The organism is Paenibacillus sp. BK720 (genome assembly GCF_011761545.1).
GTDB lineage: Bacteria > Bacillota > Bacilli > Paenibacillales > Paenibacillaceae > Pristimantibacillus.
In genome coordinates this window covers 1,110,727-1,136,160 of the sequence record NZ_JAASRQ010000002.1, presented here as the reverse complement: position 1 = coordinate 1,136,160, position 25,434 = coordinate 1,110,727, and the positions used below count along the sequence as shown (strand labels likewise).

The 25,434-nt window shown below is 53.9% G+C and carries 28 protein-coding genes; 2 read left to right on the top strand and 26 right to left on the bottom strand.

The annotated features are described in order from the left end of the window. Positions 1-15 precede the first annotated feature (15 nt). From FHT67_RS11860 to FHT67_RS11840, 5 genes are all read right to left on the bottom strand, one after another. Positions 16-555: a hypothetical protein gene (locus FHT67_RS11860; protein ID WP_132305376.1), complete on the bottom strand. Its 540-nt coding sequence runs from the start codon at positions 553-555 to the stop codon at positions 16-18. 302 nt (positions 556-857) lie between these two features. Continuing rightward, positions 858-1,370, bottom strand: a complete 513-nt coding sequence (locus FHT67_RS11855; RefSeq protein ID WP_167198278.1) for an acyl-CoA thioesterase — start codon at positions 1,368-1,370, stop codon at positions 858-860. Between the two features lie 42 nt (positions 1,371-1,412). Next, the gene (locus FHT67_RS11850; RefSeq protein WP_167198275.1) at positions 1,413-2,372 is read right to left on the bottom strand and encodes a nucleoside hydrolase; all 960 of its coding nucleotides are present in this window, start codon (positions 2,370-2,372) and stop codon (positions 1,413-1,415) included. Positions 2,373-2,497: 125 nt separating this feature from the next. Continuing rightward, entirely contained in the window at positions 2,498-3,778 is a 1,281-nt protein-coding gene (locus FHT67_RS11845) for a D-alanyl-D-alanine carboxypeptidase family protein (protein ID WP_167198273.1), read from the bottom strand. Between the two features lie 11 nt (positions 3,779-3,789). After that, complete coding sequence (locus tag FHT67_RS11840) at positions 3,790-4,656, bottom strand: HAD hydrolase family protein (protein ID WP_243867062.1); 867 nt, start codon at positions 4,654-4,656, stop codon at positions 3,790-3,792. 98 nt (positions 4,657-4,754) lie between these two features. On the opposite strand from FHT67_RS11840, the gene FHT67_RS11835 reads away from it, so the two are divergent. Then, on the top strand, positions 4,755-5,063 hold the full coding sequence (locus tag FHT67_RS11835) for a hypothetical protein (protein ID WP_167198272.1): 309 nt from the start codon (positions 4,755-4,757) through the stop codon (positions 5,061-5,063). A 240-nt stretch (positions 5,064-5,303) separates the two neighbouring features. Next, positions 5,304-5,951: a metal-dependent hydrolase gene (locus tag FHT67_RS11830; protein ID WP_132305388.1), complete on the top strand. Its 648-nt coding sequence runs from the start codon at positions 5,304-5,306 to the stop codon at positions 5,949-5,951. 104 nt (positions 5,952-6,055) lie between these two features. Here the strand turns inward: FHT67_RS11830 and FHT67_RS11825 are convergent, their stop codons facing one another. The 21 genes from FHT67_RS11825 to FHT67_RS11725 all read right to left on the bottom strand — a co-directional run bounded on the left by FHT67_RS11825 (position 6,056) and on the right by FHT67_RS11725 (position 25,341). Beyond that, positions 6,056-6,328 carry a HesB/YadR/YfhF family protein gene (locus FHT67_RS11825; protein WP_132305390.1) on the bottom strand — a complete coding sequence of 91 codons (273 nt, stop codon included), beginning with the start codon at positions 6,326-6,328 and terminating at the stop codon, positions 6,056-6,058. Then, positions 6,325-6,540, bottom strand: coding sequence for a DUF3006 domain-containing protein (locus FHT67_RS11820; protein WP_132305392.1), 216 nt, complete (start codon positions 6,538-6,540; stop codon positions 6,325-6,327). The genes FHT67_RS11825 and FHT67_RS11820 overlap by 4 nt, the downstream gene beginning before the upstream one ends. A gap of 19 nt (positions 6,541-6,559) precedes the next feature. Then, complete coding sequence (locus FHT67_RS11815) at positions 6,560-7,282, bottom strand: metallophosphoesterase (RefSeq protein WP_132305394.1); 723 nt, start codon at positions 7,280-7,282, stop codon at positions 6,560-6,562. 75 nt (positions 7,283-7,357) lie between these two features. Continuing rightward, positions 7,358-7,864, bottom strand: a complete 507-nt coding sequence (locus tag FHT67_RS11810) for a metallophosphoesterase family protein (RefSeq protein WP_132305396.1) — start codon at positions 7,862-7,864, stop codon at positions 7,358-7,360. A gap of 40 nt (positions 7,865-7,904) precedes the next feature. Further along, on the bottom strand, positions 7,905-8,273 hold the full coding sequence (locus tag FHT67_RS11805; protein ID WP_132305398.1) for an ArsR/SmtB family transcription factor: 369 nt from the start codon (positions 8,271-8,273) through the stop codon (positions 7,905-7,907). Positions 8,274-8,362: 89 nt separating this feature from the next. Continuing rightward, a complete protein-coding gene (locus FHT67_RS11800) occupies positions 8,363-9,034 on the bottom strand; it encodes a ThuA domain-containing protein (RefSeq protein WP_167198270.1) in 672 nt (223 codons plus the stop codon). A gap of 21 nt (positions 9,035-9,055) precedes the next feature. Further along, positions 9,056-9,511, bottom strand: coding sequence for a VOC family protein (locus tag FHT67_RS11795; protein ID WP_132305402.1), 456 nt, complete (start codon positions 9,509-9,511; stop codon positions 9,056-9,058). Positions 9,512-9,637: 126 nt separating this feature from the next. Continuing rightward, a complete protein-coding gene (gene add, locus FHT67_RS11790) occupies positions 9,638-10,690 on the bottom strand; it encodes an adenosine deaminase (protein ID WP_167198268.1) in 1,053 nt (350 codons plus the stop codon). Positions 10,691-10,837: 147 nt separating this feature from the next. After that, on the bottom strand, positions 10,838-12,079 hold the full coding sequence (locus tag FHT67_RS11785) for a pyridoxal-phosphate-dependent aminotransferase family protein (protein ID WP_167198266.1): 1,242 nt from the start codon (positions 12,077-12,079) through the stop codon (positions 10,838-10,840). Further along, positions 12,076-13,332 (bottom strand): allantoate deiminase, encoded by a 1,257-nt coding sequence (allC, locus tag FHT67_RS11780; RefSeq protein ID WP_167198264.1) that lies wholly within the window; start codon positions 13,330-13,332, stop codon positions 12,076-12,078. The genes FHT67_RS11785 and allC overlap by 4 nt, the downstream gene beginning before the upstream one ends. Before the next feature lie 15 nt (positions 13,333-13,347). Beyond that, positions 13,348-14,748 (bottom strand): allantoinase, encoded by a 1,401-nt coding sequence (locus FHT67_RS11775; RefSeq protein ID WP_167198262.1) that lies wholly within the window; start codon positions 14,746-14,748, stop codon positions 13,348-13,350. 18 nt (positions 14,749-14,766) lie between these two features. Further along, entirely contained in the window at positions 14,767-15,153 is a 387-nt protein-coding gene (uraH, locus tag FHT67_RS11770) for a hydroxyisourate hydrolase (protein WP_167198260.1), read from the bottom strand. 4 nt (positions 15,154-15,157) lie between these two features. Further along, positions 15,158-16,117: a factor-independent urate hydroxylase gene (pucL, locus tag FHT67_RS11765; RefSeq protein ID WP_167198257.1), complete on the bottom strand. Its 960-nt coding sequence runs from the start codon at positions 16,115-16,117 to the stop codon at positions 15,158-15,160. A 15-nt stretch (positions 16,118-16,132) separates the two neighbouring features. Next, on the bottom strand, positions 16,133-16,633 hold the full coding sequence (gene uraD, locus FHT67_RS11760) for a 2-oxo-4-hydroxy-4-carboxy-5-ureidoimidazoline decarboxylase (RefSeq protein WP_132305416.1): 501 nt from the start codon (positions 16,631-16,633) through the stop codon (positions 16,133-16,135). Next, complete coding sequence (locus FHT67_RS11755) at positions 16,608-17,141, bottom strand: (2Fe-2S)-binding protein (RefSeq protein WP_208403222.1); 534 nt, start codon at positions 17,139-17,141, stop codon at positions 16,608-16,610. The genes uraD and FHT67_RS11755 overlap by 26 nt, the downstream gene beginning before the upstream one ends. Continuing rightward, a complete protein-coding gene (gene pucD / locus FHT67_RS11750) occupies positions 17,138-19,465 on the bottom strand; it encodes a xanthine dehydrogenase subunit D (protein ID WP_167198255.1) in 2,328 nt (775 codons plus the stop codon). Before pucD ends, FHT67_RS11755 begins: the two co-directional genes overlap by 4 nt. Positions 19,466-19,507: 42 nt before the next feature. Beyond that, complete coding sequence (locus FHT67_RS11745; RefSeq protein ID WP_167198251.1) at positions 19,508-20,401, bottom strand: FAD binding domain-containing protein; 894 nt, start codon at positions 20,399-20,401, stop codon at positions 19,508-19,510. 17 nt (positions 20,402-20,418) lie between these two features. Continuing rightward, complete coding sequence (locus tag FHT67_RS11740; RefSeq protein WP_132305424.1) at positions 20,419-21,348, bottom strand: ABC transporter permease; 930 nt, start codon at positions 21,346-21,348, stop codon at positions 20,419-20,421. Between the two features lie 17 nt (positions 21,349-21,365). Beyond that, positions 21,366-22,487 carry an ABC transporter permease gene (locus tag FHT67_RS11735; RefSeq protein WP_132305426.1) on the bottom strand — a complete coding sequence of 374 codons (1,122 nt, stop codon included), beginning with the start codon at positions 22,485-22,487 and terminating at the stop codon, positions 21,366-21,368. Continuing rightward, complete coding sequence (locus FHT67_RS11730) at positions 22,484-24,031, bottom strand: ABC transporter ATP-binding protein (RefSeq protein ID WP_167198247.1); 1,548 nt, start codon at positions 24,029-24,031, stop codon at positions 22,484-22,486. The genes FHT67_RS11735 and FHT67_RS11730 overlap by 4 nt, the downstream gene beginning before the upstream one ends. Positions 24,032-24,183: 152 nt before the next feature. Beyond that, the gene (locus FHT67_RS11725) at positions 24,184-25,341 is read right to left on the bottom strand and encodes a BMP family ABC transporter substrate-binding protein (RefSeq protein ID WP_132305430.1); all 1,158 of its coding nucleotides are present in this window, start codon (positions 25,339-25,341) and stop codon (positions 24,184-24,186) included. Between the last annotated feature and the right edge of the window lie 93 nt (positions 25,342-25,434).

The window sequence follows — 25,434 nt, the reverse complement described above, 5'->3', positions numbered from 1 at the left end:
CAGCGGTTTTTCTCCTTACTCTTCAAGCTGATTGCTGTTTTGCTCCGATTCTCCCTGGCTGTTATCGGCTTCCGCCTCATGGGCGGCAGCGATCTTAAGCCGGTAGAGATCCCTGTAATTTTGCAGCAGAGTTGCCTCTTGTTCATGAATAAGTGCCGTAAGCTGCTCAATGCGAAATTCCAGGGACAAGCCTTGCTCCAGTATCTCTTCCTCTTCAAGAGGAGGCTCGTAGATTAGGGTCTTGCTGCAGCCGAAGGTTGATTCCGCCCATTCGTTGGCGTCATCCTTGCTGCTATGCTTATAGATCTCCACATACGTATCAAATAGCGCATTAACGGCTTTTCGGCAATCCCAGCCCAAAATAACAAGACCTTCTTTGGCTTTGTTCACCGCACGCATAAGCTGGAAGTCGTTTAATCTTCCGCGTTCGGCTTCTACACGGTCAATCTCCGCGACGAATACTGGATATGCGCGGCAAAATAATGCGGCAGCAGCGAAAAACTCCTCCTGCGGAATGTTTGTGGCATCCTGCTGCGGTTTGGAAGCTTGCTCCATTTTGTCGTCATTCCCCTCTTGCCAGACTTCCTTAAAGCCGGGTCAAGCATAACCCGATTCTAAAAGTATATGTAACATCGCGGAATGAAGCAAGACTTGCCTTGCCATGACTTTACTACCATATTCGTATATAATAGACCCAAGATCGATGTGCATAAGAAAGCTGGTGCTTAAATGAATGGTCGTAAAGCAGTATTCATTATCATTGGATTATGCGTGGTTTTAGCCTTATTCGTATACGGCTGTATCCACTATGTAGTAAATGCGCATTCGAGCTGAATGCGCATTTTTTCTGTCCTCTATTAATCCCACGGATGGGCAACCGTCAAAAAGTTCGCGAATTTCTTGCTCTCCTCGCGGCGGATCCGCCGCATCTCCGCACGATGAGGAGCCGTCTCGTACAGCTTGAATTCCTCCTCGGACTCCGGAATAACCTTGGGCACGGGTACCGGGTGCTTATTCTGATCCAGAGCGACAAACGTCAGGAAAGAGGTTGCCGCAACGATGCGCTCCCCGGTTAATAGATCTTCTTTAATGACCTTAACAAACACCTCCACGGACGTACGGCCCGTCCAAGTAACAAAGGACTCCAGGCATACGGAATCCGACGGCCGGATCGGCTGCAGAAAATCGACGGAGTCGGTTGACGCGGTTACGACGGCGCGCCGGCAATGCTTGGTCGCGGCAATAGACGCAATATCATCGATATAGGCCATCAGCTTGCCGCCAAATAACGTGTTGTGGTTATTCACATCCGTCGGGAAAATCCTGGACGTCTTGTAGCATCTGGATTCGCGGGAATAACGTTGTTCCATATGAGCCATCTTCTTTCCTTGTCGATATCAACTTATCCGTTCTTAAGGTGCAAGAAACACGGACAGCATTTGCCGCAGAGCACGGTCGGCATCCACTTCCAGACAGAATGTAATCTCTCTTCCAATTGCCGGAATGACCCGGCGGTCCGTAATGATCATGCCTGCCGTCAAGTCGTGTCCGCAATCGATATCCGCATGCATGACTCTTGTGTTCACAAGAGACGGATTAACCGCGACCAGCACCGCAAGCGGGTCATGCATCGGGCATTCGCCGAGGTATTGATTGGTTTGGAGATAGAAATCGAAATACTTCTCGAGCGATGTATGTAAAAAATCGACGATTGGCTGTTTGTTATCCGGTGCAAGCTGACGAAGCTGGGCCAGATGACCTTTGGATAATCTCGTTTCCAGCGTAACGTCCAGACCTACAATCGTAAGCGGCACCTCGGAACGGAACACTTGCTGAGCCGCCTCCGGGTCGCCCCACAGATTCGCTTCGCTGACCGGAGTGACGTTACCCGGAGCGAAGACGGTTCCGCCCATTACGACAACTTGACGGATCTTGCCCGCAATGGATGGATCCAGCGACAAGGCCAGAGCCAGGTTGGTCATGCGGCCGACGGTAATCACAACCAGCTCGCCCGGCAGTTCGTGGGCTTTACGGACGATAAATTCCGCTGCCGATTCCTTCAGAGGCTGCTGCTCCGTTGGCGGAATCTCCGCGTCGCCAATCCCGTTATAGCCGTGAATATGCGGCACCGGACCGGCATATTCACGCTTCAGCGGACCGGAAGCCCCTGCCGCGACCGGCACCTCGTAGCCGCAATTCGCCAGCTTAATGAGCCTGAGCGTATTTTCCGTAGCTTGTTCCACATGAATATTTCCAAAGCCGGTTGTTAGTCCTTCCACATGAATATCCGGCGAGAGCAAGGCATACAAAATGGCCAGTGCATCGTCAATCCCCGTGTCTACATCCAAAATAATGCGTGTCTTTGCGTTCATATTGCTATTCCTCCTGTCCGAATACCTCTATTGTAATCGAATTCGACAAATTTTGCCTACCCTAAGTGAAACGGCTGGAATTTAAAAAGAGCCAAGACTTCTTATAAGTCCTGGCTCTTTACGCTTTATTTATATAGTCTTCTTCTGCGTTGCCTTACATACATGATTCTTCCTGCTAACAGCATGAATAGAAGCATGACGGACCAGGTAATCGCAACTCCCAGATGCCAGCCTGTGAAATTATCGGATTGTCCGCTGCCTTTGAGGGGATCCGAATTCTTAACCGAGGCAATCTGAACCTCTGCCTGTTCGGCAAGCGGAATGATCGGAACCAAAGTCCCCGCTGTTTCGGCCGGATTATAAACCTCCGAAGATTGAACGTAAGCTTTGCCGCTTGAGTCTACAACTACGTCAGGAACAACCCCGTCCTTGACCGTCACGTATAGCGGCTTGTCGGCCATAAATTCCGCCGGCTTCCCTGTGTCCCGCGTTACGAACGTCCGCTTCTCGTCGGCGGCCATAACCTGCATGCTCGAAAAATGGGCAAACCCGTAATCAAGCAGCTGCGTCATATCCTTATAAACGCCCGAATCGGTAGCGCCTTTCAGAATAACGCCAATAAGCTCCATATCGCCGCGCTGCGCCGCGGAAACCAAGGTATAGCCCGCCGCCTGCGTAAAGCCGTTCTTCACGCCAATGGCGCCATCGTAGCTGCCCAGCAGCTTGTTGTGGTTTTCTAGCTTGGAGACCCATTCTTGACCGACCCACGGCCTCGATTTGGTTGCCACCACCTGCCGGAATTGCTCGTTTTGCATCGCATATTGCGCAATCTTGGCCATATCTCTCGCTGTCGTGTATTGATTATCATCCGGCAAGCCGCTTGGATTGACGAAATTCGTATCCCAGAGTCCAAGCTTGCGCACAAATTCATTCATACGAACGGCAAATTGCTCTTTGGTACCGTCGATATGCTCCGCTATCGCGGTGGCCGCATCGTTCCCGGAGTTAATGAGCATACCTTCGATAAGATCCAGCATCGGCTTCTGCTCGCCTTCCGCCAGGTAGATCCGGGTGCCGTCTTCGCCCCGCGCCGTCTTGGAGACGGTTACGATGTCGGAAGGATCCGATTGCTCCAGCGCAATGATGCCGGTTACAATTTTGGTTATGCTGGCCGGGTACAAGCGTTCCGTTTCATTCTTGGCAAACAACACGGCGCCGGATTTGGCATCAATCAAGATTGCCGCCTCGGAATGAGGCGTTTCCGGCAGCTGCTCTACCGTCTGATCGGTGGGCTGCCTGGTTTGTTCCCCTGGCGTCTGCAAGGTTTCTTCGGCAAAAGCGGGCATAGGTGCCAGCAAAACGAGAATAATGAACATCATTGCAATCAGGCCTTGAAGTCTTCTCATAATTCCCCTCTTTATTCCCAAGTAGTCAATCGAGACCGTTCTACTGCTATATATCGGGCGACCGCATCCTCATTATTGGTGCCGGCGATGCGGTCCGCCAATCGCAAGATTTGTTCATGCGCATCCGCGACGGCTATTCGGGTTCCTGCCGCTCGGAACATGCCTAGATCATTCAGATTGTCGCCAAATACCGTAACATCCGACAGCTCCGTTCCGACGAGCTTTGCCCATAACCTCGCCCCTTCGCCTTTATTCGCCAAGGGATGACTCATTTCGAGAAAATAATGATCTTTAATATACGCGTCTTTTATGAACTCCATGTGAACAAGCCCGCCAAACAATCGCTCTGCCGTCTGTTTCAACGGCTCAAGCTCTTCATACAGTCCGATGTAACTGATGATAAGAGAACGGAAGGAATCATCGACATGAAGATGCTCTAGTTCCGTAAAACGCGGGTCTTGGGGTCTGCTCTCATAAAAGGAAAGGTCTCCCGGCCGGGTTAGCTTCTCATGCAGCACTTTCTCCTGATCGTCTTCATTCAACGCGAATACGAGCGGAGCGAGTCCATGCTGCCGTCCCGCTTCCAGTATATCATTCGATAATTGAGGACTAAGCCAATTGCCGCCTAACACCCGCTTCCCTTCAGGATCGAAAATAACGGCGCCGTTATACAGCACAACCGGATAACGCCAGGGAATGGAAGAAGTAACCTTATGAGAGCTCGCATAACTTCTAGCTGTCGCATAGCTGATAATTACGCCCGCATTCAGCGCTTCCTTAAGCTGAGTTATCGTATAAGCCGATAAAGTCTGATCCGAACGAAGCAGCGTGCCGTCCAGATCCGTTAAATAGCAGGAAGGCATAATAGATTCCTCCATAAGAATAGCATTTGTAATCTGGCTATTTTCATATTACAATCCGTCTATTATGAATATTTTTTCGTAAATTATATTACCTTCTTAAAGGAGAAATAGCAATGAATTCAAAAGAAATGGAACAGATTATCATAGAAAGATATAAACGGGATGAAGATACGATGATTCTTGTGTTCGCCCAGTGGTGCGTGAATTATGGTCTGGATGCGGTAGAACTCTATTCCCGGGCGTATCCGCATCAGGACGGAAATCCCCGCCTGCTTGCAGCATTACCATTAACCGCGCCTAAGGAAGAAGCGGGCGATATTGACGATGCTACCGTTTTGCAGGTGTTGTCGCTGTTTGGCAATGAAGAGCTCGCCTTTGTCGTATCGGAAGAGATTGACCGCCGTCCGCGGAAGGACCGTTAGCATTCGCATACATTACGGCATCCAAATAAAGGAGGTTGTTATATGGAAAAATATACAAAACGTATCGCAGTCTCCGTGCAGGTTTTTACGATGGACGTACAATTGAATTAGGATCGCTCCTTGACGATGAGTTAACGTATGAATATTTATGTTAACTCATGTGGCAATTGCCGAACATATACGCTATAATGGTTATGCGAACATATGTTTGATCACTGCAAAACAGTCACAGGAGGTCCAATGAAAGGCACGACTCATCTTACTATCGGCGTTGCGATTGGCTCAGCCGCAGCGGCTCATTATCCGTTTACTCTCGTTAATGCAGCAACTTATATTGCCGTAGCCGCATTCTCAGCCTTAAGCGCCGATCTTGACGGGCCTAGCCTATTAAGCTCGAAAGCAAGCAAAATTTCCAAATGGCTGCACGGCCTGCTTCTCGGAAGCGGCTGGCTGCTGACCGCCGTCACGGCGTATCTATACTTGAGCGATCATTACATAAACATCCCTCTTGGCATTGCCTGCGCCGCCCTTCTGCTGTTAGGACTTGTCGTACGCAGCGGCACGATCCGCAACGCATTGGTTAGCGCGGTAGGCGCCGCATTGATCTATGGCGGAATAACGATGGGCATGACCTGGTTAATCGGTTTTGGCATCTTTGTCGTTTGGGTGCCTTGGCTGAAGCACCGCGGATTAACCCATACGATATGGGCGGTTGTCGCGTGGGGCGCCATTGCGTGGGGATTGGAGCAGCAGCTTCAGCTGGAAGGCGTTATGCAGATTGCCGTCGCCGGGTACTTATCGCATTTGATTGCGGACACGTTAACGCCCAGCGGAGTGAAGTGGCTGTATCCGCTCGTCAAGAAACCCTTCAAGCTTCCATTCCTATAGCTGCCCTTATAGCAATCGGGCCGGGGCAATATGAAGAAAAGACGCTTCAAGACCATGTGGTTACAGGGTTGAAGCGTCTTTCTTTGTATCGTTTAAGCGAGAGCTTAACGAAGAAATACGATATTGTCATTGCGGCAGTCGATGGTAAGATCCTTTCCTTCCATATACCACGCATCATTTTCCTCCATGTAGAACGTAATGCCGTCCTCCACCGTCGATACGGCCGGATAACGGGCGGTATCCTTCATAATGCCAAATGCGAAGGCGTCTTCTCCGCCGCCGCTGTAACGGACAAAGATCCGCACGCTGTCGTTGTTCTGGAAACCCCATTCTTGTTTGAAAAGTGCCGTTGCGGCAGAAGTAACGCTCATTTTCATCGGTTCTTCACCTCCTCTTCCCGTATTTTCACCCAGACTGTCCCGCTCCAGCTCACCCGATCGCCAAGAACCAGGTTTTCCGAAGTCTTGCTTCGGGGGACGTTAACAAACTTTCCTTCTACTTCGAGCCGCACCAGATCGTCCGTAAGGCCTGCTACGGATGCGATGCGTTCGATTTTGCAAGATTTCGGCTGTTGCTCCCGGTCCGTCACGCTTCCCGCTCCCCGTCTGCTACAATTGATGGATGGTGACCTCGCTTCGAATAAGGAATCGGGCATTCGTGCCGGTCTGGCTGATTCCTTTCGAAATATAAATCATGCCGTTCTCCATCTTGTGCATCCCTTTATAAATTCCCGCCGCAGGCAATGCGCCCTTCTTCAAATACTTGAACAGGAACGGAAGATGAAACTGCATCCCGTGAAAATGCCCTGCCATCAGGTAAGCGAACGAATCCTTGATATGCAGGACAACATTCGGATCATGCGTTAAAACAATCGATGGTTTGCCGGAATCAGCCTTCGCGAACGCACGTTCGGGATCGCTTTTTTTGCTGGTCCAATCATCAATGCCGATAAACTGATAATGCCCTTGATCCAGCACTTCGTTGTGAAGCAGGCGGACCCCGGCGCCCTCGAGTATCTTCGTTAATTGCTTCAGCGCGTCGGGAGCCAGATGATGATCGTGATTCCCGTAGACCGCCAGGATGGGTACGCCTGCGGATGCCAGCTCTTTCATGTAGCGCTGCAGCTTGTGAAGATACGGGGCAAGCTCGGTAAAATCACCGGTAATCGCAATATACGCGGGTTTCTCCGCCTTTATTAAACGGGTTAACCGGCTGGCCGGAATACGAATATGCTCGATATGAATATCGCTGATTTGAAGAACTTTTATACCTGCTCCCGTCTTATAACGGACTCTCTCGACCTTCAGCCATTGCGTAGGGAGAATAAACAAACCGTAGATCAGCGCAATTAGGGCCGCCAGCCCGATTAGGATGTAGACGATTATACCAGCCTCCCTTGCGGCACTTCAGACTTTGTTATCGTAAAAAATATGCCGTGCCTTCAGTTCGCCTTCCGTAATGCTCATAATGCCAAACGAATATTGAGGCTGCTTGCGTTTTGCCGTCGCCGAGCCGGGGTTAAACAGCAGAATTCCGCTTTGTTCCTTCAGGAATGGAACATGGGAGTGGCCAAATACGATCGCATCCACCTGTCCCGCGGCAAATGACAAGGCGGCGTTCTGCTCCGCCTTCTTGCTTGCGTAGGGAAGATGGCCGTGCGCAAGGCCAATCCGCTTCCCGCCGGCGTTTACGATTTTCTTATAGCCCAGCTTCTTGACGATCGTTTCCCCGTCATTGTTGCCGGCGACGCCTTTAACCGGTGCAAACCTTGACAGCTCCCTGTATACGTCTAAGCTGGTCCAATCGCCCGCATGAAGAATGAGATCGGCGTTCGCAAGCTCGGCAAGAAGCCTGGGCGGAAGAGCCTTCGCCATACGCGGCATATGGGTATCCGAGACAACCACGATTTTCATAGCGCACAACACTCCTTAAGCCTTCCGGATTTGGGGTCAATCAGGCATAATGCTGCACATGCTGGAGCGTCTGAATAAAGATTTCCTTCACATGGTCATCGTCCAGCGAATAATAGACCGTCTTGCCGGCCTTGCGCCGTTTAACTATCCGGACGTTGCGCAAATACCGCAGCTGATGGGAGACAGCCGATTGCGCCATGTCGAGCACCTGGCATAAATCATGCACGCAGAGCTCCCGGTCAAGCAGCGCGTAAATCATTTTCACCCGGGTCGGGTCGCCAAGCGCCTTGAACATCTCCGCCAGGTCAATGGCGGTCGGCTCTTCCATTCTGGCATTTGCCAGACTATCGCTGTGAAGCTCCGTGCCATGGCACGAATCGTCGCATTGATCATCGATCATTTTTTCCATTACGAGCACCACCTTATGTACATACCGACATTATAGCAGAAAAAGAAGAAGCTCCTCTATAGAAGGAGCTTAATCGCGGATATGCGGTTTTATGCCCGTGCGCACCATCGAATGCAGGCCTCAACCAATTGCTTCATTTCGCTTAGGATGAGAGAGTGAAGATTATGGGCCGGGGTCAGGCAGCATACCCGTCCTTTGCCGTAAGGATGCGACCAGCCGCCGATCGATTCTCCGTCCTCCGAGAAGGTTCGCATGAACACATGGGTATTGGCTTCGTCGCAATAGACGAAATAGTGCTCTTCCACCGATTCGAAGCCTAACGCCGGGTTAATGACAAAATGGTCGGTTGAACCCGAGGAATCGCTCGCCACAGGTTCAAAGCGAACCGGCTTCTGCTCGGGATGGTACTTGAAATATCCGCGTGTCATCGAGATGTATGCGCCGTCCTCCGGATAAGACGCAAGCCCGGAATGCCAGGAGAACCAGCCGCCGCCTTCATAGACGTACTGGAGCATCGCTTGCTCCGTCTCGGAATCCAGCCAATGCGCCGGGTTCTCGTCGGCCGGATTGATTTTATCGTCCTTGAAGAGAATGACCGCGTCCGGCTTATCCCGAAGCGCTGTCGTCAGACGGTCGACCGTCGTGTAAGCAAGACTTACGTTGCCGCTAGCCAGCCAGGATGCCAGGCTTTCCTCAAGTCCTTCTTTAACAACCGCCTCGGGATGATAGTAATCCCCGACTACCGCTAACAATTTATGCATCGTGCCGTCCTCCCCCCGTTGTTATTTATCGTTCTCCAGCAGTTCGACCAATACCTTAAGCTGCGGAACCGTATCGAAATACGCATAACGCCCGCCGGTATATTCGCCCTTCTGCTGCAGCTTCATGCCTTTGCTCTCCATGATGGCAATCTTCTCTTTCATGCCTTCAATCACAAACGCGATATGATGCGGTCCTTCCCCGTGCTCCTCCAAATAATTCCGCCAGGTGCTCGGGTGCATATCCGGTTCGATCAGCTCGAGCTGAAGGGAGTCCATATCGAAAAAGGCCAGCTTCGCCCGCGCTTCGGAAGGTTCGCCTTGAAACTCGGTTTGGGCTTTGTCCGGGGTATCCGTCCAGCTCCACCCCGGCTTTTCTACTCCGAAGAAATTCGCATACGCTTCGCTTACCGCCTCGATATCATGCACAAGAATCCCGATTTGGGTGATCATCTTTGTTCCGATTGCCGACTGACTCATACTTATACCCCTTTCTTTTCCGGACGCTGTAATAGGCAGGAGTTGGCTGAATAGAAAACGTTTTCTCCCTATATTGGGAGGTTCGCCATTCTCTCTATGATCCCTGCCGCTAAGCGCAAAAAAAGATTAGAGGGTATAGCCTAGCTTTTGCAATGCGTTATGAACTGCCGTTTTAAGCTCTTCCTTTTCCTCGCCTTGAAGGAAGGTTGCTTCAGCGCTATTAACGGTCAGCTGCGCAAGCTCTTCGATCGTAAAGCCGCAATGCTCCGCAAGCATCTCGAATTCGTAATTCATCGTAGTGCCGGACACCGTCATGTTATCCGTATTCACCGTAACCAGAAGTCCCTCCTCCAGGAATCTGCGGATCGGATAAGCATCCCAGCCCGTTACCGCTTTGGTCTGAATATTGCTGACCGGACACATTTCGAGCGGGGTTCGGGTTGTTCTTACCAACTCGATAACCGACGGATCCTCGGTAATGCGAACGCCATGGCCAATCCGGCGGGCACCTAGTCTGGTAATGGATTCTTTTACGTTAGCCGCGCCGCCCGCTTCGCCGGCATGAATCGTGATCGGCAGCTCGTAGCGATTCGCCAGCTCGAACACTTCTTGATGGAGTTCCGGAGGGAATCCCGCTTCGTCGCCAGCCAGATCGACGGCAACCACGCCTTTTCCGTAATATTCATGGGCCGCCTCGATAACCTCAAGGTTTCTCTCTACCGAATCATGGCGCATACAGATGACGATCACTCTAGCTTTGACGCCAAACGTTTGTTCGCCCTTCTGCAGTCCGGCAATCGTATGCAGAATCGCTTCGCCTGCCGATAGGCCTTCAAGGGTATGAAGCAAAGGGGCAAATCGAACTTCAATGTAGAGACACCCGGAAGCCGCCGCCTGCTCGACCACCTCCTCCGCAATGCGCTCAAGCGATTCGGCCGTCTGCATAAACGGCAGGACGAAATTGAACTTGCTCAAATATTCAACCAGGCTGTTACAGGTTTCATCAATTTGCATCCATGGGGTCAGATCGCCTTCCGCGCCTGCCGGAAGCGGCTTTCCTTGCTCCTTCGCCAGCTCCCGGATTGTATCCGGCTTTACGCTGCCGTCCAAATGCACATGCAGATCGATCTTGGGCAGTTCCTTCATGCGTTCGTTTCGTTCGGTTTGTTGCGGATTCATGATGTACACCTTCCTTCCGGGGACGTTTATGGATAACGGTATGTGAAAACGGCATCTCCCTCTCTGCTTAACGCAAAAAGGTGGACACCGTTTCTCAAAATATAATTATATTACAGCTCGCGAAACGTAGGTTGTTCCGTCATTTTACTATGTTTGATCGTAAACATCCAGCGCGGCCTGCAAGCCCGCTCCCGCGTGAAGCTTTGCTCCGTGACGGGTTAATACCGCTTCCAGCGCGCCTAGCAATTGAAGGACATTTTGCCGGCGGCAGCTATAGCCCATGGTGCCGATCCGCCATATTTTCCCCTTCAAACTGCCGAAGGAGCTGGCGATTTCGATGCCAAAGGCGTTCAGCAGCATACCGCGAACCGATTCGCCGTCGACCCCGCCTGGAATCGTAATGCAGGTTACAACCGGCAGCTTACAGGACGGGTCGCCGTACAAAGCAAGGCCCATCGCCTCTAATCCGGCTATAAGAGCGGATTCGTTCAACCGGTGGCGGGCGAAGCGCTCCTCCAGACCTTCCTCCAGCACCAGGCGCAGCCCCTCGCGCAGCGCATACAGCATGGAGGTCATCTCGGTATGATGATTAAGCCGGGCCGGGCTCCAATAATCCTGCAGCTGGGCGAGGTCGAAGTAATTGCTCCGAATGACAGGGCGGCATGCAGAGCTGTTATCGAGGCTAGACGCTTGCGTTGTCCGCAGTCCCCGTTCAATAGACTTGCGGGCGTTAATCTTGGCCGCCGCGATGTCATTGTACGTAATCGGAGCCATTCCGGCAGGTACGGACAGGCATTTTTGCGTTCCGCCAATGACCGCGTCGATGAACCATTCATCCGTATTCACCGGAACGCCGCCGATCGTTGCTACCGCATCAACGACAAAGAGAATACCGAGCTCCCGGCATGCCTTGCCGATCTCGGCAAGCGGCTGCATACGTCCGGTCGAGGTTTCCCCGTGTACCATTAGCACAAGCGCCGGCTTTTCCCTGTGTATGGCGTTTATGACGTCCCCCGGATCGAACACGGTTCCCCATTCCGTCTCGATAAAAGCGACTTCGGCGCCAACCCGCTCCGCGATCTCGTACAGCAGATTGCCGAAGCGTCCGTAAATCGGAATAAGCACCTTGTCTCCCGGCTCGATCAGGCTGGTAAGCACCGCTTCAATCCCGGAGCGGGAGGTTCCGTCAATCGGGAAGGCCCAATGATTCGTTGTACGGAACAAGGAACGGAGCATCTCCATCGTGTCGTTCATATAAGACGTAAATTCAGGATCGAATTGGCCCAGAATCGGATAAGAGAGTGCCCGAAGCACTCTTGGATCCACTTCCACCGGACCCGGCGTCATAATCGTTCGCTGTGATGGGGCTAGTTCGGCGTATCGTTTCATGGCAATATCCCCTCGTATGCTAACTCGTATAATAAAGCGGCCAATACGGATACCCCTTCGGCCAGCTCTTCAGGCGACGTATATTCCTGCGGCGAATGGCTGATGCCGGATTGGCTTGGCACAAACAGCATCGCGGTAGGACAATGGGCGGTGAACATCTGCGCATCATGACCGGCTCCGCTGACCATCCGGCGGTATGGAAGAGACAAGTCATTGGAGATCCGCTCAAGCTTATCGCTCAGCTCCTTGTTCATCGGCGCGGGCTTTGCCTCCAGCCAAGGCACGATCGAGAGCTCGAGACCCCGCCATTTGGCAATCTCCTTGAATTTAGCGATGGCGTTATCGCAGAACTTCGCAATGACGTCTTCATCGATATGACGAACGTCCACCGTAAAGCTTACTTCGCCAGGCACGACGTTTGGCGTATTCGGTATGCATTCAATCCGTCCGACCGTAGCGACAAGCGGTTCTCCGCACACGAGCGCATCGGCTTCAAGCTGAAGGATCATCTCGGCGGCTCCAACGAGCGTGTCATGACGCATGGACATTGGCGTTGTGCCGGCATGATTGGTTTCCCCTCTCACCGTTACGACGTAACGCCGCTGCCCGACTATCGCTTCAACTATACCGATACGCTTGCGCTGGCGCTCAAGAACCGGACCCTGCTCGATATGAATCTCGACAAAAGCTCCGATATCTTCCCGCTTGCTAGCATCCTGCTCCGGCTTGCCGAAGCCCGCTGCTTCCATCGCTTCCTGAAGGCTGACGCCGTCCGAATCGAACACGATCCCGCCGCTCTGCCAATCGTAGACGCCGGTCATATTGCCGGAGCCCCAATAGGTAAGCGGAAAACGGCTGCCTTCCTCCTCGCAGAAGGAGACGATCTCCAGCGTGTTAACCGGCTGACCGTACGTATCCTTCAAATAGGTGATTGCCGCAATTCCGGCCGCTATGCCGTATGCGCCGTCATAATGGCCGCCGGAACGCACCGTATCGACATGCGAGCCGGTCAGAATAACCGGCGCATCCTTGCTGCTGCCCTCCAACCTCCCGAACAGATTGCCTACCCGGTCGAACCTTACATCCATGCCGAGCGATCTCATCTTCCCTGCCAGGAACAGCTGGGCCTGCAGCCACTCTGGCGTATATAACAGCCGCGTAACGCCCCCTTGTTCGTCTGCCCCAAAGGAGGCAAGCTCATCCAGAAGGCGGGATACAAAAGAGGCTGCTTCTTGTTCCATCGGTATCCTCATCGTTACAGCCTCCTGTTATGGGGTTTGTTGAGCCGCTTGAACAGGCTGCAGCAAGAGCTGACCCTGATACACCGGATTAACGCCATGTTCTTCGGTATATACGGTTACCCCGCGTACTAGCGTTGCCGTCACCTTGCAGGTTATTTCCCGCCCAAGGTAAGGGCTGATTTTATGCCTTTGCCGCAATCGATCTTCCGTTAGGGTATAAGAACGTTTTGCATCCACGAGGACAAGATCCGCATCCGAACCAACGGCTATCCGACCTTTTTGCGGATAAAGACCGAAACGTTTCGCGGGTCCTGCGGACAAGAGATCAACCAGCTTGTGAAGCGGGATTCCTCTCTTGGTAAAACCTTCGTCAAGCATAAGCTCCAGACTGCTCTGCGCGCCGGCAATTCCGCCCCAAGCTTCGAAGAAGGTAAGGGATTCGCCGAGCTTCAGCTCCGGCGGGCAAGGGGAATGATCGGACGCGATGACATCCAGCTTGCCGGCCGCCAGCAGGCGCCAGAGCCCTTCCTTCTGTTCGGCGCTGCGAAGAGGAGGCGCGCATTTGGCGGCAGGACCTATTTCCGCCATATCTTCATCCGTCAGCAGGAGATAATGCGGGCATGTCTCGACCGTGACCGGAACCCCTCGCTTCTTCGCCCGGTCGATCAGCTCAACTGCCTCCACGCTGCTGATATGGACAAAATGCACCTCGCAGCCCGTTTGCTCGGAGAACAGGAGCGCTTTGTTGACGGCCTCCAGCTCGGCAATAACCGGGCGGGAGGCTACAAAAGCGCGGGCATCGGTCCTCCCTTCCTGTACGGCTTGTTCCGCGAGCGCGGAGGTAATGGCGTCACTCTCCGCATGGAGGGCAACAAAACCTCCCAATGCCGCGATCTTCTTCATTCCTTCATATAACGTCAAGTCGTCGACCTCGCGGAAGCGGCCTTCGCCTTCTCCTCCGGGATTGGACATAAAAGCTTTAAAGCCGCGTACGCCTTCCGCCGCCAGCTTCTCCAGCTGATCCAGCTTGCCCGGGACGAGACCGCCCCAGAACGTATAATCGACAGCGGAGTTTCCTTTGGCCAGCTCTCCCTTCAAGGCAAGAGCCTCCGGGGTAACCGTCGGCGGATTGCCGTTAAGCGGCATATCCGCGTAAGCGGTGCAGCCGCCGGCGGCAAGGGCCGAAGAACCGGTTGCGAAGCCTTCCCAATGGCCGAAATTAGGTTCATTGAAATGAACATGGATATCGATCATGCCGGGAAGGACGTATTTACCGTCGGCATCCAGCGTTTCGTCCGCTGCGGAAGCTTCCAGCGATTCGGAGAGCGCCGCGATTTTCCCGCCGAAAATGCCAATATCCAATCGATAGGTACCGTCCGGGAGAACAACCTGCCCGTTTCGGATGATGCGGTCATAGGCCAGGTTCATCCTGCAGCCTCCTTTTGTTCAGCTTCCTCTGTAGGTGCTGTAGCCGCCTGGAGCGACAAGCAGCGGAATATGATAATGGGAATTCGCGTCCGTGACGGAGAATCGGATCGGAATCCGGTCGAACACCGGTTCCGCATCGAGAATATGTCGCCTCTTCTCATCACGGAAGTAGTCCCCCGCGCAAAAAACGATCTCGTAAACGGCGGCCAGCATTTCTTCGCTTCCCAGCAGCGGAGCATCCAGCCGTCCATCTTCATTGGTGGCTGCCGTCCGCAATAAGACGCGGCCCTCCGGCAACGCGGAGCTTGCGGCTGACTCAATCAAATAAAGTTCAACCTGGATGCCCACGGCAGGCTTGCCTTTCGACGTGTCGAGCACATGGGTTGTTAAGCGTCCGCCGCTCATAGGCTCACTCTCCGTCCGTTCTTAGATCTTCTTGCGTCATTGTAAAGCCTTGGAAGCCATACGGCGGCCGAGGCTCGGTATAGACGCCGGCCGGATCATTCTCCGTGTTGTCCACAATAGTCTCCCAGGTCCGGTTATTCGACTCGAAGCGGACTTCGGCGAGCTGCGGGAAGCGGGAAAGTATGCGGCGGCCGACTTGATAGATCAGGTATTGAATGGAAGGCGACTTCATCTCATGGAAGACGTTATGGGTGATGTCCCGGATCTGCTCGGCAGGCACATAACGTCCAAGCCCGGCATCAACGGCATCGCCGGCTTGCTCGTACTTCCAGAAGATATCCAGAAATATAAATAACGGACGGTCGTAGCTCTCGGGCAGCGTGGTATATTCGTCTCGCACAAAACCATAGAACGAACTGCCGCTTACCTTGATCAGCTGAAGGTCGGTAATGGCGCATTCATGCGATTCGATCATTGGCGCTCCGTCCTTCCGGCCCAGCTTCATCGAGGCGCTGGCATGATCGTTATGCGATCGGCGGTAGACAAGCGGACTTTGCTCCAGTCCTTCTCCTGCCGGAGAGGCAACCTTGAGCGTATGGAACGGGATCCGGTCCGCGCTCAGCTCCACGGCATCGATATGAGGGTACCTGTCCATAAACTTCTGGGCGATATACGCCAGCAAGCCTTCCGTCGTGCTTCCTTCGTAAGCGGCCGTGTTGCGCAGAATGAAGTTTTTCATCGAGTCGGTAGCCACGACCAGCGAGTTGTCGCCTTCGGTAAACGAAGTGAGAAGCTGTTCGCTGCTTACGGCAAACGTCATGTTATGGGCAAAGATGACATTGCTGTCACCGGTATAGGCGGATTCGGGAACTGACGTAACGGATAAAGGTTTAGCATAAGTGCGATAAGCAAGAACGTCGCCTTTTCCGTAATAAAGAGTACGACCGCTGCGGAGTTTAAGCATGAATATCAATCCCTTCTATTCTGTAATGAGGTCGTGCAACCGAAATTTCGTAATGCGGGCGATTTGCCATAAGGCCTCGTCGGCTTCTTCTTCCGGACTGTTATTCATTCTAGCTTTCATAGCGGCTAAAATATCGGATTTGTCCTTGCCGCGGACGGCCAGGATAAAAGGAAAGCCAAACTTGCCGGTGTATGCCCGGTTCCTGACCGAGAACACCTCGAACTCCTCCGGCGTCAGCCTGTCGAGTCCCGCTCCCTGCTGCTCCTTCGTCGAATAATCGCCGATTTTGATGCGGGTAGCCAGATCCGGATGCTCCCGGAACAGCTGGAGCTTCTTCTCTTCCGAAGAGTGAACGACAGCCTTCACCATCGCGTCATGAAGCTCCTCCACCGATCGGAAGGGGCGGGCTTCAAAAGCCAATTCGGCAACCCAAGGGGAATGCTCGAAGATAGCGCCAAGGGCTTCAACAAAGGCTTCCTTCGGCATTTCGTTAATCGCCGATAGATTCAGATTCATAGGCTTCCTTCCTCCACTCTATCGCTTTTTGCACAGCTCTCTTAATGCCTCCGTAACCGGTGCACCGGCATATATTGCCGGACAACGCTTCTTCAATCTCCAGCGGCGTCGGATCCGGCGTATGATCGAGCAGCGCCTTGACCGATATAATCATTCCCGGCGTGCAATAGCCGCATTGGAAGCCGCCTTCCTCGAGAAAGGCTCTTTGGATCGGGTCGATGCCGCCGGCTGCCGCCGAGACCCCTTCGATGGTTGTAATGGATTTGCCCGAGCATTGATAGGCCATCGTAAGACAAGAGTTAACGGGAACGCCGCCCACCATAACCATGCAGGCGCCGCATCGGCCGATATCGCAGGAACGCTTCGTTCCCGTCATCGCCAGGTCATCGCGCAGCACGTGAAGCAGCCGCTTGGCCGGCGGTACGTTCAAGCTGACTTCCTGACCGTTAATCGTGCACGTTATCGAACTTGCCGTAAGCGGAGTCATGGACTTTGCCGAATCTTTCATTCTCCGCTCACCGCCTTGTCTAGGAATGATTCAAAAGATTGCGCGAGCAGAAGCTCCGAATCGATCGGCAGCTTCGTTACCCGAACGCCGATCGCGTCATAAATGGCTGCGGCGATCGCCGGTGCCAGCGTTACCGATCCTACCTCGCCAATGCCCCGGGGACCGAAATGGTCTTCTTCCGGCAGCTCTTCAATGGGATGAACGTCAATAGTGCCGCGATGCTCCGCTATCGTTGGGACCAGGTACGTATCCAGGTTTTTCGTCAAATATTGCCCGCCGATCATCACAGCGTCTTCCGTAAGGGCAAAGCCGATGGCCATGCTGCTGCCGCCTTCGATCTGCCCAAGAAAGCCTTGCGGATTGATCACCGGCCCGGCGGCTACCGCGTGGTATTGATGCAGCACCCGGACCCGCCCGGTCAGCTGGTTCACTTCAACCTTGACGGCAACCGCCGAATACGTATACAGGAAATGGGCGCCTACCTTTTCCGTTGCCGAGGTTGGGAAATGGAACTGCGTTGTGCTCGTGATCGGTTCTCCGACAGCTGCCGCAAGTGCCGGATAGGTCATCAGACATTGCGCATGGCCAGAATGGCCAGATTCGGGGCACCCGGGGCTGGCTTCAATGGCGTAAATGCCGCCTTCGCCAAACCTCAGCCGGCTTGCGGGAAGCTGCAGGATATCCGCGGCTTTGCCGAGAATCGCTTCCTCGAACAGCGGACGCAGATTTTGCAGCGATTTCCACATCATGCTCGTGGCGCGGGATGCGGTGGTTGATCCGCTGTCCGGCACCACGTCCGTATCGCCGATAATGATTCGGATGTCCTCGGCAGCGAAGCCGAACTGCTCAATCAGCATTTGCTCAAGTGAAGCGATCAGGCCTTGCCCGAATTCCTCGTAGCCGAATACCGCTTCGATCTTGCCGTCCGCGGCGAGCGTCAACCGTCCGCCGGCCGGATCGGGAATGCCGAAGCCTAGTCCCGCTCCATGCATCGTAAATGCCGCTCCGATTCCGGTCCGGATCCATGGTTCATCCGGGACTGCCTTGGCCGCGGGACTGCACCGCTCCTGCCATAGCGGACTGGAAGTCATCGCGGCCGAGACCTGCTTCGCGCCTTCCGTCATGGCGATAGGCTGGTCGAACGGACCGGGGTCCTCGGTTCTCCGCATATTCCGGAGACGGAGCTCCCAGGGATCCATGCCTAGCTTTTCCGCCAGCCGGTCGAACTGCCCTTCCAGGGCAAATATCGCCTGGTTGCCGCCAAAGCCCCGGAACTCGCCCGACATCCCGTTATTCGTGTAGACCGAGAAGCCTTCCACGTCCAAATGCTCGTACCGGTAAGGACCTATCACATGCTCAACGGCGAAGTTCAGCACTTCCGCGCCAAGCGTGGCGTAAGGACCCGTATCCGCGATAATTCGGACTTGGTGGGCCATCAGCCGGCCGTCTCCGTCCACGCCGGTCTTCATCGTAATTTTCATCGGATGCCGCTTGAGGCCGGCCCGAACCGATTCCCATCTGGAGTTATGCAGCTTTACCGGTCGATTGGTTATCCGCGCGAGCAGCGCTCCGTAAGGCTGAACGTTCAGCTCGTCTTTTCCGCCGAAGGAACCGCCGATTGGACTGGACACGATCCGAATCTCGCTTTGCGGAATCGCAAGAATGCGGGCCAGCTGCATGCGGTCCATAAAGCCATGCTGGGTTGGCGAATAAACGGTGAGCCGTCCGTCCTCGCCCGGTATAAACAGGCCGCCTTCCGTCTCCATGTACGTATGCATCTGCCGCGGCGTATAATAGGTTTCTTCCACGACATGGGCGCAGCTCTCAAAGCCTGCGGCAACGTCGCCGCGCTGGAATCCGTTCCGGTGAAGCAGATTTCCTTGCGGATGAAGCCGCGGCGCTTCGTCCGTAAGCGCATATTCCGCATCCTCCACAATCGGCAGCAGCTCATATTCGACTTCGATTAACCGAATCGCCTGCTCAGCAATTTCAAGGGTATCCGCCGCTACGGCTGCGACCGCATCCCCGACATACCGTACGCGGTCCTCGCATAGGACCGGCTGATCGGGATGCGCGATTCCAAACCGGTTAAGCCCCGGTACGTCTTTATGGGTAATGACGGCATGCACGCCCTCCAAAGCCGCGGCCTGCTCGATTCGGATTGCCGTAATCCGCGCATGCGCATGAGGACTTCGCAGCACGCGGCCAATCAGCATATCCGGTGCTGTCATATCGGTTAGATAAGCCAGCTTGCCGGTTACTTTACCAGGCCCGTCAGGACGAACACGCCAGCGATCCCCGCTTCCTTCTCTGTTCAAGAGCATAGTTGACCACCCGTCCTCTCTTTTGCTGCGACGCCGGAAGTTTCACCTTGCCGCTTTCCATAGTTCCGAAGCAATCAGATTCGCCGCTGCCTTCTTCCTGTAGCTGACCGGAACGAATGCATCTCCTTTGGGCTCGTAATGCTCGACAATCATGGAATAAACCTCCGTAATGATCTTCTTGTCGGCCGGCTTCCCAATCAAAAACTGTTCCACCGTCTCCAGACGATGCGGGATCGTCTGCCCGCCGCCAAACGCGAGCCGAACGTCTCTCAGCCGATTGTCCGGATCAAGCTGTATGCTGAATGCGGCGGTTACGACCGAAGGCGTAAAAGCATCCCTTCTGCCGACTTTATGGTAAGCGACGAATCGCTTCGTATTCGAATCCAAGGCAGGCTCGGTCAGGGAAACCGACAGGAGCAGCCGTTCCTTCCAGGCCGGATGCGCCGCCGCGGTGGACAGCCAATCCGATAAAGGCTCCTCCAGTCCGCTTGAGCCGTCATGCCAATGCAAAACCGGATCATAGATAAGCAAGGCCGGTAAAGAGTCGCCTACCATAGACAGCACATTGCCGCCGATCGTGGCCAGGTTGCGGATGGACGGAGCGGCGATACTGCGCGCAGCTTCCGTAAGAAGCGGGAACCTCGTATTTACTATCGGGCTGGTCCGTATATCCGATAGAGTCATCATGGCTCCGAAGGAGCCTCTTCCGCTCCCGACGTCCAATTGAAGGCCTTGAAGCTCCACAATTGCCCCGATATTAATCAGATGGTTCGGCATGGCCGCCAGACCCGATTCCCATTGCGTGCGCAGCAGCGTGCCTCCTGCGGCGAATACGCCTTCCGCGCCAAGCGATGCCTTGAGCTGCACGGCCTCCGCGGTTGTTGCCGGATGCCAGACGAAAGGTGCTTCAGCCACTCCTTGTGCATTTGCAGCCATAACGCCATCCCCTTCCTTTAAAATCTTTGTTCGCGAATATACGGCGTGCCGAGCGACTCCGGCGAGCCCGACGGTTTATTGCGGTTACGCCACCCGAGGAACATCAGCACCAGAATCGTTACAAGGTAAGGAATCATCTTGAGGAAATAGGACGGAATCTCGCTGCCGATCAATTGAATGCGGAAACCGATCGTATCGAGTGCGCCGAAGAAATAAGCGCAGAACAACGCGCGGATCGGATTCCATCTTGCGAAAATAATGAGAGCAACGGCGATCCAGCCTCTGCCCGCCGTCATGCCTTCAATCCATGTTGGCGAATACACCATCAGCAGGTCTGCGCCCGCAAGGCCGATCAGCATGGAGCCGGCGATGATATAGCCATAACGGAACGTTTGAACCCGGATCCCCATCACATCGGCCGTTGGCGGATTATCCCCAATCGCTCTTAGATGAAGTCCCCATGAGGTGCGGTGAATGTATAAATGCAATACGATAACCAGAATAAAGCTGAACCAGGTTAAAACATCGAGATGAGCGAATATTCCGCCAATTACAGGCACATCGTCAAGCCCATTCAAGTTCACCTTCGGAACCGCGCCCGCTACCGGCTGTCCGGTTATGCTTTTGCCAAGATAAGCGCTAAGCCCCGTGCCGAATAACGTTAGAGCCAAGCCGCTGACAATCTGATTGGCCCGAAGCGTCACGCACATAAAGGCGTGCACGATACCAAGCACCGCGCTTATCGCACAGGCAGCCAGCAAGGTGAGGACAAGATTGCCCGTGTGCAGGTATGTCATACAGGCTATGACGGCTCCCATCAGCATTAGACCTTCCGCCCCGAGCTGGATAATGCCTGACCGTTCGATCAGAATGCCTCCAAGCGTGGCGAATAGGAGCGGTGTGCCGGAAGAGATGGCAGCTACAATGATTTGTACGAATAAATCCATGGTCTACACCATCCCTTCTATGCGTTTCTCCGGATACGGAATTTGCTGGCCATGCTCCCTGCAATCAGGAAGAACAGGATCGCCCCTTGAATCATCGATGAGATGGAGGACGGAAGACCAATCGTTTGAACGCTGAAGCCGCCGACGATAAGGCCGCCAAACAGGAATGAAGAGATGACTAGCCCTACCGGATTCAGCTTCGCAAGCCAAGCGACGATAATCGCCGTATACCCGTATCCCGGGGATATTCCGTACATGAGCCGGTGGGTGACGCCCGATACTTCCGCCATCCCGGCAAGGCCGGCCATGCCTCCGCTGATCAGCATCACGAGCAGGATATGGCGGCTGATTTTGATCCCCGCATTTTTAGCCGCTTCCGGGTTGGCCCCAATCAAGCGCAGCTCGTAACCCCAGCGGGTGTATTTCATCAGGAAGGCATACAGCAGAACTGCAACTACGGCAAACACGAGACCAAGATGCAGCCTTGTATCCCCCAGCACCGGAAGAGACTGCGCGTCCGTAAATACCGGAGTACCCGGGAAATTAAAGCCTTTCGGATCCTTCCACGGACCAAAGACGAAGTAGTTCAAGGCGAGTAAGGCCACATAGTTAAGCATCAGTGACGTAATCAGCTCGTTTACCTGGAAATACGTCCTCGGGATTGCAGTTAGCAGCCCCCAGATGCCGCCCCCTAATATGCTGAACGCGATCATTGCAGGAATGACGAGGTACGCGGGCATATTCGGAAAATAAACCGTTACCGCTGTCGCCGCCATCGCTCCTGCCAGAAATTGCCCCTCCGCCCCGATATTCCAGACCGAGATGCGGTAAGCAATCGCTACACCGATTCCGCACAAAAGAAGCGGAATGGATTTTACGAGCGTTTCCGTAATGCCGAATGAGGTTCCAAAGGCTCCGGTAATCATTTTCGTATAAACCGTGATCGGGTTCATGCCGTTAGCGGCGATAAAGATGCCGCAGAAGACCAAAGCTAGCAGAATGGAGACGATCGTCATCCACCACGGGCTTTCTTTTCTCGATGGATCCAGTTCGATCCGAAGAGACAGCAGCTTGCTGCGGCGCGGCGCTGTATCCGGTTGTTCGATGGTTAGAGTGCTTTGTACCGGCTGCTTGCTCATACGACCTTCTCCTCCTCCGAGTCATCCCCATCCCGAACGCCGGCCATGTATAAGCCGATCTGTTCGCGGGTCGCTTCCCCTCGCGCCAATTCGCCGACCATTCGGCCGTTATAGATTACTAATATGCGGTCGGACAGCTGCATAACCTCATCCAGGTCCTCCGAAATAAGAAGGATGCTTTTGCCTTGCCCGCGCATCTCCGTCAAGAGCCGGTGAACGCCTTCCGTCGCTCCCACATCCAGCCCTTGCGTGGGGTGAACGGCCACCATAAAGAGCGGGTCCTGCTCAACTTCCCTGGCAAAAAGCAGCTTCTGCTGATTGCCTCCGGATAGCTGCCTTACGGGAGCGTCCAGCCCGGGAGTCTTTACGTCGAACTGTTCCACCAGCGATTGCGACCAGCTCCGGTTCGCGCGCGAGCGAAGGAAGCCGAAGCGGGAGCGATCGCTGGTGCGATAGGATTTGAAAAGCAGATTATCGACAATGCCCAAGCTTCCGGCAAGGCCGCTCTTCATCCGGTTCTCCGGAACATGGGCGATACGGGCTTCAATGGCTCCGCGAACCGAAGCGTTCTTCAGCGGGCCGCCGTTAAAAGTAATGCTGCCTTTGCGCCATGGACGAAGTCCGGTCAGCACCTCCGCCAGCTCCTTCTGCCCGTTGCCCGCTACGCCGGCAACCCCCACGATCTCGCCTTCATGCACCTGGAACTCCATCCGGTTCAATGCCTTCCGCCCATGATCCGCGAATACGTCCAGCTGATCGACGATAAGGAGCGGCTTGCCCTTCGGCCGGCTCGCAAGCGGCTTCTGCACGGCAAGCTCTTTGCCAACCATCAACCTGGCAAGCTCGCGTTCGTTCGTTTCGCTTTTCGCCATCGTATGAGTGAGTTTGCCTTTCCTCATGATCGAGATGCTGTCGGAGATCGCCATGACTTCCTTTAATTTATGAGTCGTAATAATTACGGTCTTGCCTTCCGCCTTCATCTGCCCAAGCGTGATGAACAGCTGCTCCGCTTCGCCTGGCGTAAGAACCGAGGTTGGTTCGTCGAGAATAATCAGATCGGCGCCGCGATACAGCGTCTTGACGATCTCGACCCGCTGCTGCTCCCCGACCGACAGCTGCCAGATCGGCCGGTCAACCGGGAAGGTCAGCCCGAATTTGACGGCTATCGCCTCAATCTCTCCCTGCTTTTTCTTCATCCAGCCCGGACCGCGCCAGAAGGATGATTTCTCGCCCAAAATAATGTTCTCGGCAGCCGTTAAGGTCTGAACGAGACGGAAGTTTTGAAATACCATCCCGATGCCAAGCTTCATGGCATCCTTGGGCGAGCGGATTTTGGCTTTCTCGCCGTGAATATAGATCTCGCCGCTGGTTGGACGGTAAACGCCGGAGAGCATGCACATCATCGTGCTTTTGCCGGCTCCGTTCTCCCCTAGCAAGGCGTGAATCTCTCCTGCCTTCGCTTTGAAATCGACTTGGTCATTCGCGACAACGGAGCCGAACTGCTTGACGATGCGCTGCATTTCCACGGAGTAGGTTTCGAGCATTCGCGCTTCCTCCTAAAAAGAATTGTCACACAAGCCGCCATCTATCTGGCCGCTTGTGATGATTCTTGCGCTGAAAGATTGGATGGCGGCCAATAAATCAACAAATCCCTTAAGCAAGGGATTTGTTGATCGGCCGTTTGGCTGGCTCAAGGCTATTGAGGAATCGTTCCTTCCACGCCTTTGACGAACCAATTCATCTCCAGAATTTGCTCCAGGCTCATCGTTTGACCGGCTTCCTGCTTCGAAGCGCCGGATGCATCCGTGATCGGGCCGCTGAATACGTCAAGCTCTCCGCTGATGATTTTCGCTTTCGCATCCTCAACCAGCTTTTTCACATCGTCAGGAATGCTAGGCCCAAGCGGAGCGAGGCCAACCATGCCATCCACCATGTCGCCGGAGTATTGCTCGCTCTTCCAAGTTCCGTCGATCACGGATTGAACCACTTTCGTGTAATATGGGCCCCAGTTCCAAGTCGGGTTCGTTAAGTATGCTTCCGGTGCGTAACGGGTCATGTCGGAGTCGTTGCCGCCTGCGAGCGCGCCGCGTTCGGCAGCCGCCTGCAGGGTTGCCGGGGAATCCTGGTAAGCAAGCAGGACATCCGCGCCTTTATCCAGTAAGCTGATTGCCGCTTGACGCTCCGCGGTTGGATCATACCAGGTGTTGCTCCATACGACGTCTACTTTCGCGTCCGGATTCACGCTTTGGATACCCAGCGCAAACGCATTGATGTTATAGATCACTTCAGGAATCGGGAATGCGCCAACGTAACCAATGACGTTCGATTTCGTCATTTTCCCTGCCGCAATGCCGGTCAGATAGCTGGCTTCATAGTTCTTGCCGAAGTAAGTGCTCATATTGTCCGCTGTTTTGTAACCTGCCGTATGCATGAATTTCACTTTCGGGAATTTCTTCGCCACGTTTAACGTAGGATCCATGTATCCAAAGCTTGTTGTGAAAATAATGTCATGATTTTGAGCCAGCTCGGTAATAACGCGTTCGGCGTCCGCGCTTTCAGGTACGTTTTCTACCGTGTCAGCTTTAATGCCAAGCTTCTCTTCCATGTACTTCCTGCCATTGTCATGCTCGAAGGTCCAACCGCCGTCTCCGGGAGGCCCGATATAAACGAATGCGACTCGCGGCAGCTTCTTCCCGCTGTCCGTTGCTGCCGGTTCGGGCGATGTCTGTGTATTGCCCCCATTTGCCGTTTCGTTTGTTTTGTTGTTGCCGTTACTGGAACATGCCGACAATATAACGACCATAAAAACGAGTAATGCCAACCCCACTGTACGTGCTTTTGCAACTTGTTTCATATCGTTCCTCCCCAACTCTCTATCATCATCATGCCGCAGCGGATGATGTAGTCTCAATATACTTGCGCGTTACTATTGCGTCAATATATCTGA

Bases quoted from the DNA above. Each gene is read 5' to 3' on its own strand.
- FHT67_RS11860 (WP_132305376.1), bottom strand. From the start codon at position 555: ATGGAGCAAGCTTCCAAACCGCAGCAGGATGCCACAAACATTCCGCAG.
- FHT67_RS11855 (WP_167198278.1), bottom strand. From the start codon at position 1,370: ATGGAACAACGTTATTCCCGCGAATCCAGATGCTACAAGACGTCCAGG.
- FHT67_RS11850 (WP_167198275.1), bottom strand. From the start codon at position 2,372: ATGAACGCAAAGACACGCATTATTTTGGATGTAGACACGGGGATTGAC.
- FHT67_RS11845 (WP_167198273.1), bottom strand. From the start codon at position 3,778: ATGAGAAGACTTCAAGGCCTGATTGCAATGATGTTCATTATTCTCGTT.
- FHT67_RS11840 (WP_243867062.1), bottom strand. From the start codon at position 4,656: ATGGAGGAATCTATTATGCCTTCCTGCTATTTAACGGATCTGGACGGC.
- FHT67_RS11835 (WP_167198272.1), top strand. From the start codon at position 4,755: ATGAATTCAAAAGAAATGGAACAGATTATCATAGAAAGATATAAACGG.
- FHT67_RS11830 (WP_132305388.1), top strand. From the start codon at position 5,304: ATGAAAGGCACGACTCATCTTACTATCGGCGTTGCGATTGGCTCAGCC.
- FHT67_RS11825 (WP_132305390.1), bottom strand. From the start codon at position 6,328: ATGAAAATGAGCGTTACTTCTGCCGCAACGGCACTTTTCAAACAAGAA.
- FHT67_RS11810 (WP_132305396.1), bottom strand. From the start codon at position 7,864: ATGAAAATCGTGGTTGTCTCGGATACCCATATGCCGCGTATGGCGAAG.
- FHT67_RS11805 (WP_132305398.1), bottom strand. From the start codon at position 8,273: ATGGAAAAAATGATCGATGATCAATGCGACGATTCGTGCCATGGCACG.
- FHT67_RS11800 (WP_167198270.1), bottom strand. From the start codon at position 9,034: ATGCATAAATTGTTAGCGGTAGTCGGGGATTACTATCATCCCGAGGCG.
- FHT67_RS11795 (WP_132305402.1), bottom strand. From the start codon at position 9,511: ATGAGTCAGTCGGCAATCGGAACAAAGATGATCACCCAAATCGGGATT.
- add (WP_167198268.1), bottom strand. From the start codon at position 10,690: ATGAATCCGCAACAAACCGAACGAAACGAACGCATGAAGGAACTGCCC.
- FHT67_RS11785 (WP_167198266.1), bottom strand. From the start codon at position 12,079: ATGAAACGATACGCCGAACTAGCCCCATCACAGCGAACGATTATGACG.
- allC (WP_167198264.1), bottom strand. From the start codon at position 13,332: ATGAGGATACCGATGGAACAAGAAGCAGCCTCTTTTGTATCCCGCCTT.
- FHT67_RS11775 (WP_167198262.1), bottom strand. From the start codon at position 14,748: ATGAACCTGGCCTATGACCGCATCATCCGAAACGGGCAGGTTGTTCTC.
- uraH (WP_167198260.1), bottom strand. From the start codon at position 15,153: ATGAGCGGCGGACGCTTAACAACCCATGTGCTCGACACGTCGAAAGGC.
- pucL (WP_167198257.1), bottom strand. From the start codon at position 16,117: ATGCTTAAACTCCGCAGCGGTCGTACTCTTTATTACGGAAAAGGCGAC.
- uraD (WP_132305416.1), bottom strand. From the start codon at position 16,633: ATGAATCTGAATCTATCGGCGATTAACGAAATGCCGAAGGAAGCCTTT.
- FHT67_RS11755 (WP_208403222.1), bottom strand. From the start codon at position 17,141: ATGAAAGATTCGGCAAAGTCCATGACTCCGCTTACGGCAAGTTCGATA.
- pucD (WP_167198255.1), bottom strand. From the start codon at position 19,465: ATGCTCTTGAACAGAGAAGGAAGCGGGGATCGCTGGCGTGTTCGTCCT.
- FHT67_RS11745 (WP_167198251.1), bottom strand. From the start codon at position 20,401: ATGGCTGCAAATGCACAAGGAGTGGCTGAAGCACCTTTCGTCTGGCAT.
- FHT67_RS11740 (WP_132305424.1), bottom strand. From the start codon at position 21,348: ATGGATTTATTCGTACAAATCATTGTAGCTGCCATCTCTTCCGGCACA.
- FHT67_RS11735 (WP_132305426.1), bottom strand. From the start codon at position 22,487: ATGAGCAAGCAGCCGGTACAAAGCACTCTAACCATCGAACAACCGGAT.
- FHT67_RS11730 (WP_167198247.1), bottom strand. From the start codon at position 24,031: ATGCTCGAAACCTACTCCGTGGAAATGCAGCGCATCGTCAAGCAGTTC.
- FHT67_RS11725 (WP_132305430.1), bottom strand. From the start codon at position 25,341: ATGAAACAAGTTGCAAAAGCACGTACAGTGGGGTTGGCATTACTCGTT.